This window comes from Flavobacterium sp. (assembly GCF_049240005.1).
In the GTDB taxonomy this organism is placed as follows: Bacteria; Bacteroidota; Bacteroidia; order Flavobacteriales; family Flavobacteriaceae; genus Flavobacterium.
Window position 1 is genome coordinate 46,296 of sequence record NZ_JBMLTK010000102.1, and the last position, 7,269, is coordinate 53,564.

Annotated in this window: 7 protein-coding genes; all 7 read right to left on the minus strand. The window is 42.7% G+C overall.

What is annotated here, in order from left to right; all coding sequences use genetic code 11:
- Positions 1 to 406: 406 nt before the first annotated feature.
- The gene (locus ACOVQQ_RS10570; RefSeq protein ID WP_421818164.1) at positions 407 to 1,312 is read right to left on the minus strand and encodes a glycosyltransferase; all 906 of its coding nucleotides are present in this window, start codon (positions 1,310 to 1,312) and stop codon (positions 407 to 409) included.
- A complete protein-coding gene (locus ACOVQQ_RS10575) occupies positions 1,294 to 2,553 on the minus strand; it encodes a UDP-glycosyltransferase (RefSeq protein WP_421818165.1) in 1,260 nt (419 codons plus the stop codon). The genes ACOVQQ_RS10570 and ACOVQQ_RS10575 overlap by 19 nt, the downstream gene beginning before the upstream one ends.
- The gene (locus ACOVQQ_RS10580; protein ID WP_421818166.1) at positions 2,550 to 3,323 is read right to left on the minus strand and encodes a glycosyltransferase family 2 protein; all 774 of its coding nucleotides are present in this window, start codon (positions 3,321 to 3,323) and stop codon (positions 2,550 to 2,552) included. The genes ACOVQQ_RS10575 and ACOVQQ_RS10580 overlap by 4 nt, the downstream gene beginning before the upstream one ends.
- Complete coding sequence (locus ACOVQQ_RS10585; protein ID WP_421818167.1) at positions 3,320 to 4,240, minus strand: GDP-L-fucose synthase family protein; 921 nt, start codon at positions 4,238 to 4,240, stop codon at positions 3,320 to 3,322. The genes ACOVQQ_RS10580 and ACOVQQ_RS10585 overlap by 4 nt, the downstream gene beginning before the upstream one ends.
- Positions 4,237 to 5,328, minus strand: coding sequence for a GDP-mannose 4,6-dehydratase (gmd, locus tag ACOVQQ_RS10590; RefSeq protein ID WP_421818168.1), 1,092 nt, complete (start codon positions 5,326 to 5,328; stop codon positions 4,237 to 4,239). The genes ACOVQQ_RS10585 and gmd overlap by 4 nt, the downstream gene beginning before the upstream one ends.
- A 7-nt stretch (positions 5,329 to 5,335) precedes the next feature.
- Complete coding sequence (locus ACOVQQ_RS10595; protein ID WP_421818169.1) at positions 5,336 to 6,475, minus strand: glycosyltransferase family 4 protein; 1,140 nt, start codon at positions 6,473 to 6,475, stop codon at positions 5,336 to 5,338.
- Positions 6,476 to 6,482: 7 nt separating this feature from the next.
- A partial coding sequence (locus tag ACOVQQ_RS10600; protein ID WP_421818170.1) for a glycosyltransferase occupies positions 6,483 to 7,269 on the minus strand: 787 nt, incomplete at its 5' end.

The window sequence follows — 7,269 nt, forward strand, 5'->3', positions numbered from 1 at the left end:
TGTGACGTTCACCCTTTTACGTATAATCTTCCCAACTTAACCCACAATTCCTCGGTCGGTGCCTGAGCTTGTCGAAGGCAGCTTGTCGAAGGCGGCGTTGCGTACATCGTGAAAAACTTCGTGAAACATTGTGCTCCATTTTCCCTTTTTTCTATTTCTTCCGCTTTTTCTATTCTTTTTATTTCTTCCATTTTTTCGCTTCTTTCGCTTCCGATAGCTATCGGAATTCGCTTGCGTCGCTTTTCCGCGCGAACGGGTGCAGCGGCATACTTTTTGCCCTACGGAATTTCGAAGATGGTTTGGGCAAAAAGATACAGCGGAACACGTGACGGCGTGAACAACTTTTGCGCAGCGACGACTCGTTTGCCGGCGCGCCCAAAAAAATGAATTCGATTAAACTAAATAATTAGGAATTAGGCGTCCAGTAGATTTTTGCGCTCGGTAAACGTTGAAACTCGACGAACTCTTGCTTTGTGAGTGGTTTTCGATTTTTCAACAAACGTGGAATTGCCAGCAAGAAATCGGAAATAGCGAGCAGCATAGGCTTGATTGCCTGCGGTTCTGACTTAAAAATGCGATTTTTGAACTGCGCGGAAACCGAGTACAAAAAGCTTCGAAAAAAGGCCGATAGCGGATAAAACAACAACATTAAGAACCAACCTGCACGCCAAGCTCTGCGAAGTCGCTGTTGATAATCGCTATTGTTTTTACGAGATTTCACATCCACACGATGTTGCACAAATACATCGGGCTCGTACTGCACGTAAATATTTCGCTTAAACAACTGATACGCTGCAAAATCTTCTTCACCATAAAATTTCCACCACGCCGGGTAATTTTCAATCTGACGCCAAACCGATAAACGCCACGCATGCCCACAACCTACAAAGCTCTGTACGCGTTCAGACGATTGCGCATGCGTTGTATTTTCCGGTAGTTGTTTACCCCAAAAGATGCGAAATGCCAAAACGCCAACTTGCTCGTTTTCAAACGATTTTTGAATGTATCTAAAGACACTCTTGTCGACAAAATGTGCATCGTCGTCTAAGGAAATAGCAAACTCCGCGCGACAGTTGTTGAGCATGTAATTTCGGCAGTGAATGAGTCCGCGCGACTTTTCATTGCGAAGGCGCTCGACTTCGGGAAAATGCATTTCTAACAAATTTGAGGTATTGTCGGTAGAACCGTCGTCGAAAACTACTACTCTTATACGCTCATAACCTTCTTGCAAGCGCAGTTGCGTAAGGGTAAACTGCAATTCTTGCCAGCGATTTTTGGTTGTAATGTGTATTTCTAGTTGCGATTCAGACATTTTTCAACGATTAGCTGTTTGAGATGAGTCGCTTCGAAATAAGTTTTGAGCTCTGCCACGGGATAGTCGGCTTTCAAGGTTTGCTCCTGATGGCGCTCGAACAGCTGTGCAAAAATCTTAGCTATGGTTTTGGAATCGGAAATTGTAGCGTGCCATGGATAATCTGCTCCGAGAAGACGCATGGTTTCTGAACGAGCTGGTCCCAGATGTAAGATTGGCTTCTCTGCCGCGGTGCAATTCACCATTTTAGCGGGAAGAAACGGGCTGTCGGGCGCATCGGCTTCCAGAATGATGTTTACCGCTGCGTTGTTTTGAATACCCATTACGGTATAATACGGCTCGCCTTTAGGTAAGAATACGATCTGAGGAACGTTTGCGATTGCGGCTTCGATTGCTTTTTGATGGTAGGATGCAGGTCCGATTAGATACAAGCGAGCGTTGTTTTGTGCCTGCGGATTTTCGTTTAAAAAATCTTTAAATCCCTGAATTAAACCTGCGGGATCGCGTTGTTTCATCAAATTACCGGCGTGTACCAGGTTGAATAAGCGCGCATCGAAATACTCGGGAACGTCGGTTAACGAATTTTGTGCGCTTTCGTTTTGATGTGGAATAACAACCGATTTTTCTTTGACTTCAGGAAAAAATGCAGACATATGTTCGAGCAGCATTTGCGACGGAAAACCAACAAATGTTGCTTTATGGATGATACGCCTCATAAAAGCTTCCTTTAATAAGTGGCCGCTTTCGGTCCAGGTGTAAGGTTCGGGATACAAATGCGAAGGATAGGGATCGTGTATGTACGCCAACCACTTAGCATGCCAAACTTGACTGTGTAAAACGGCTCCGTGTGGACGAAAACTACCGCCTTTACTGAGCGTAATAATCAAATCGAATTTCGCTGGATCATAGTTTTTCAGTTCATTTCTAAATCGATTTACATCGTTGAAAAAAGTGAACGAAAAACCAAATCGCCCTTCTTGATATCGGTGTAAAGGCAAGTTAGACCACCGTTGTGCTACACGCTGCGCTCGACTGAGCCAATAGTTTATATCCGATTTTAGTTCTCCGATATTTCGGGTTTCGACGCCGGGGATTTCGATTTCTCGGTAACTGCTATGAATCACGGTAAGCTGAAATCCGGTATCTCGTAAATTTTGAATGATGGCCACATTGGCTCGCGATCCGCTGCTGTCGTTAACGTTGATAGAATCTACAGCGATAAGAATTCTCGGCGCACTCATTTTCTTCTGCGTAGGCGTTTAACACTTTTTGCGATTGCTTTTCCGACGGCTAAAACCTTGGGCTTATCGAAGAAGTTTAGTTCGCGAAGCCTTTTAAAATCGGCAATTAGGTGTGGCAACCACATTTGTTCGATGCGTTCGTGCTCCTCGCCCCAGGTTGCTTGTTGCGAAACGCCGTCGAGTTCAAAAATGGCTATTATTTGGTTTACGCCTTGAAAAAGCACATGTGGATTTATGCCTATTCGAATCCAGAATTCGTAATCGCCTGCAATTCGAAAAGATTCGTCGTAACTGCCGTATTTTTCGAATAAACTTCGCCTAATAAACGTGCTTTGGTGTTTGAGTCCGCTCATCCATAACTGAAACAAACTCGGACTTGCTGCATGTGTTCGAATACCTTGCAAACTTCCGTTTTTTCTTAACTGGCACGAAAACGATACAACGTCTTGTTGCAGGTATGGTAGGCATTTTTCGAGAATGAATGGATCGTCGATTAGTTCGTCTCCACTATTCATAAACAAGAGATAATCGCCCGTAGCCTGTGCAATTCCTTTGTTCATTGCGTTGTAAATTCCGCGGTCTTTTTCAGAACAGGCATAATGAAAGCGACTGGCATTTTCGGCAATGAAATCGGCACTACCGTCGGTTGAACCTCCGTCTATTACAATATACTCTAAGCGAATATTTCTCTGATTTACAACAGATTGCACGGTTTTTTTCAAACCCGACAGATTGTTGTAATTGATTGTAATGACCGAGAGGAGCTTCATAGGAATTTAGATTGATACACGTTTCGAATTCCTTCTTCTAGCTCAATTTTAGGAAACCAACCTAAACCATTCAATTTTGAGGTATCGGTAAGTTTTCGCGGAGTTCCGTCGGGTTTAGAAGCGTCGAAAATGAGTTCGCCGGAATATCCAACAATCTTTTTTACGAGTTCGGCGAGTTCTTTGATAGAAATTTCGCTGCCGGTTCCGATGTTTACAAATCCGCCTTCGTTGTAATTTTCCATTAGGAATACGCAGGCATCGGCCATATCGGTTGCGTGCATAAACTCTCGAAGCGGCGTTCCTGTGCCCCAAATTTCGACACTTGCGGCTTGATTTTGCTTTGCTTCGTGCATTTTTCGCAATAGCGCTGGCAATACATGCGAGTTTTGCAGGTCGTAATTATCGTTTAGGCCGTACAAATTGGTGGGCATGGCCGAGATAAAGTTCCTACCGTATTGCGCGCGATAGGCGTCGCACATTTTAATTCCGGCGATTTTTGCGATGGCATAGGGTTCGTTTGTAGGCTCTAAAGTGCCTGTTAACAAGGCATCTTCGACCAGCGGTTGTGGTGCGAATTTGGGATAGATGCACGTTGAACCTAAAAACAACAGTTTTTTCACTCCATGTAAATGACTTTGATGAATGACGTTGTTTTGAATCATTAGGTTTTCGTAAAGGAAATCGGCGCGATACGTATTATTCGCAACGATACCTCCTACTTTAGCTGCAGCCAGAAAAACATATTCCGGTTTTTCGGTTTCAAAAAAGTGTGCCACCGCCAACTGATCACGCAAATCGAGTTCTGAAGAGGTTCGCAGCACAAAATTGGCATAAGCTTTATGCCGCAAATTTTCCAAAATGGCACTTCCCACCATTCCGCGATGGCCTGCTACAAATATTTTGGCGTCTTTATTCATTTATCCAGTTGATTCATTTGCGCTTGCTTTCGCATTAATTCCAAATCAGCCGTCATCATTTCGTCGATTAATGCGTCTAGATCGTATTTGGGTTTCCAGCCAAGTAGCGTTCTTGCTTTGGTAGCGTCGCCTATGAGTAAGTCGACTTCCGTAGGGCGGAAATACTCCGGATCGATACGAACCACCACGGATCCTTCTTGCAGTTTCGGACTCGTTCCGTTGTACTGACTAACGATTCCGATTTCATCGACTCCGCTTCCCTTCCACGTAAGTGTAACACCTACTTTTTGGAAACATTTTTCGACAAAGGTTCTAATTCGAGTGGTTACGCCGGTTGCGATTACAAAATCGGTTGGTTCGTCGTGTTGCAACATGAGCCACATAGCTTCGACGTAGTCTTTTGCGTGTCCCCAATCGCGTTGTGCATCGAGGTTTCCTAAATACAAACACGATTCTAAGTTATGTGCCATTTGCGACACGGCTCGTGTAATTTTTCGAGTGACGAAGGTTTCGCCGCGAAGTGGACTTTCGTGGTTGAACAATATACCGTTGCAGGCAAACATATTGTAGGCCTCGCGGTAATTTACGGTAATCCAATAGCCGTATAATTTGGCTACTCCGTAGGGCGATCTTGGATAGAAAGGCGTTTTTTCGGATTGTGGAACTTCTTGCACCAAGCCGTAGAGTTCGGATGTAGACGCTTGATAAACCTTGGTTTTGTGCGTTAGATTAAGTAAACGAACGGCCTCGAGCAGTCGAAGTGATCCTAAAGCATCGGTATTTGCGGTATATTCAGGTATATCGAAACTCACGCGTACGTGACTCATGGCGCCGAGGTTGTAAATCTCATCGGGTTGCACTTGCTGAATAATTCGAATGAGATTGGTGGCGTCGGTTAAATCGCCGTAATGAAGAATAAAGTTTTGATTTTCAATATGTGGATCTTCGTAGATGTGATCTATACGTTGGGTATTGAACAGAGATGATCGTCGTTTCAAGCCATGAACTTTGTAGCCTTTCGCTAACAAAAATTCGGCTAAGTAGGCGCCATCTTGACCTGTAATTCCAGTAATTAGGGCTGTTTTCATTTTGTGTTTACAGATTGTTTTTAAGTTGCTTAACCTGCTCGACCAGTGTATCGGCAACGGTTTGCCAATTTAAAACATTTTCATAACGATTACGCGCTTCCTGCGCCATCATTTGGTATTCTTTTTTATCGGAAAACAAACTTAAAATGGCTTCTGCAAACGTTTCTGCTTCGGTTTTAAGCGAAAATAACAGACCCGTTCGATTGTGGAGAACCGTTGTAGCAATTCCGCCAACGTCGAAGGCAACGACAGGCAAACCAAAAGCTGCTGCCTCGCAAAAAACAATTGGCGAACAATCGGCATACGACGGTAGCAACAAAAAATGTGATTCCAGAAACAGCCGCTGTAATTTATTTGTTTCCATTGGGTCCGACTTTCGAAGAAAACCGTGACAGGTTGTAAAGCTATTTGGGGGCAGGTTAGGAGTTACGCCTACTACATCAAACTGTACATCAACACCTTTGTAGTGCAAGTATTGAGCAATCTCGAATGCCAACTGTCCGCCTTTTCGTATCCAATCGACACCAACCCATAAAAATCGCAATAACTTTTTCGGGCGTGCTTGAATCTCCGCATAAACATCGAGGTTTGCTGTTGCGGAAAAATTAGCGCCAAACGGAACTACTTTAATTTTTTGCTCGGGAATTCCGTAAAAACGCATTGCCCCATTTTTTGCCCATTCCGACGAAAAGCACACAAGAGATGCATTTTCTAAACTCTTCCTTTCAATAAAATTAGCATCGTTTCTAGTTCTTTTCGACAGATTACGGAAAGAGGCATAAAAATTTACCATAGCTGCAAAAACTGCGTCGGTATACACTATAATGGGCGAAGTAGTTTTGATATACGCAACGGGTATGGTTGATGGGCATAAAATAAAATCGTAAGTATCGAGCTGCCTAGTTTCCAGCTCTTTGGCGATAGCCTTATTAAACGACTTTGTTCTATTTACTGAAAAAGACTTTTTTAGTACTTTATTGTAGAATTTGTTCAGGAATTTTGTCTGTAAATCAGCTTTGTATGAAAATTGGTTGATGATCGTTACCTCATGTCCTTTCTCTTCTAATGATCTGATTAGAAAATGCATAGTGCCCGACCAAGAGGCAATTGTTAGCGGATTAACAACAGTAAGAAAGGCGATTTTCATACGCAACTTATTTTAAAGATCGTTGATATTTCCAGGTTTTCCAATACACATTAAACATATACCAACTTCTAAAAAGAGATAAGAAAATTCCTGCAAAACCATCTTTAAAGCCTCTTGATTTTACATATGAATTGAAGAATTGTTGAAAAAAAATCGTAAAAAAATCACTTGGCTTCACGCGTAAACCTTTTTGATAGCGTGACTCTCCCTCGTTTTTCAAATAGCGTAAATGCTTTTCAAATAACTGTTTTACGCCCAATATCCAAAAATGATGAACGTGGTTTTTCCCAGAATACGCAAGGTACATCATATTGTTTCCTCGATTTACAATACCTCCATTATGTACGATGCCAGTCATGGTATAGCGATCACGATGATACATTGCTAGCCGATATTTCAATCCACCCCAAGGCGTACCTTTCAGCATTTTATTTTTATAGTAATACCTTATAGGTACCATAACGCCAGCAGTTGCTGTTTGCTCGTAATTTTCAAAAGATTTTTGTAACTCCTCGGCTAATTCTTCCGAGTACACTTCGTCGGGATCGATCGTAAAAATCCAGTGATTCTTAAGGGAAAATGAATATTTTTTGAGAATTTCTTCAACGTAAGGAATGGGCTGCTCTTCGATAATGCTTGTAGCGAATTTGCTGGCTACTTCGCGTGTTTGATCACTTGATTGCAGATTAACCACGACAATTTCATCGCAAAACTGTATCGATTTTAAGCAATTTTCCAGAAGATGTCCTTCGTTTCGTGAGGCAATAATTGCAGAAATAGGCAGTTTCTTCACA

What these genes read in the sequence shown, in the direction of transcription:
- ACOVQQ_RS10570 (WP_421818164.1), bottom strand. Translation starts at nt 1,312, where the DNA reads ATGTCTGAATCGCAACTAGAAATACACATTACAACCAAAAATCGCTGG.
- ACOVQQ_RS10575 (WP_421818165.1), bottom strand. Translation starts at nt 2,553, where the DNA reads ATGAGTGCGCCGAGAATTCTTATCGCTGTAGATTCTATCAACGTTAAC.
- ACOVQQ_RS10580 (WP_421818166.1), bottom strand. Translation starts at nt 3,323, where the DNA reads ATGAAGCTCCTCTCGGTCATTACAATCAATTACAACAATCTGTCGGGT.
- ACOVQQ_RS10585 (WP_421818167.1), bottom strand. Translation starts at nt 4,240, where the DNA reads ATGAATAAAGACGCCAAAATATTTGTAGCAGGCCATCGCGGAATGGTG.
- gmd (WP_421818168.1), bottom strand. Translation starts at nt 5,328, where the DNA reads ATGAAAACAGCCCTAATTACTGGAATTACAGGTCAAGATGGCGCCTAC.
- ACOVQQ_RS10595 (WP_421818169.1), bottom strand. Translation starts at nt 6,475, where the DNA reads ATGAAAATCGCCTTTCTTACTGTTGTTAATCCGCTAACAATTGCCTCT.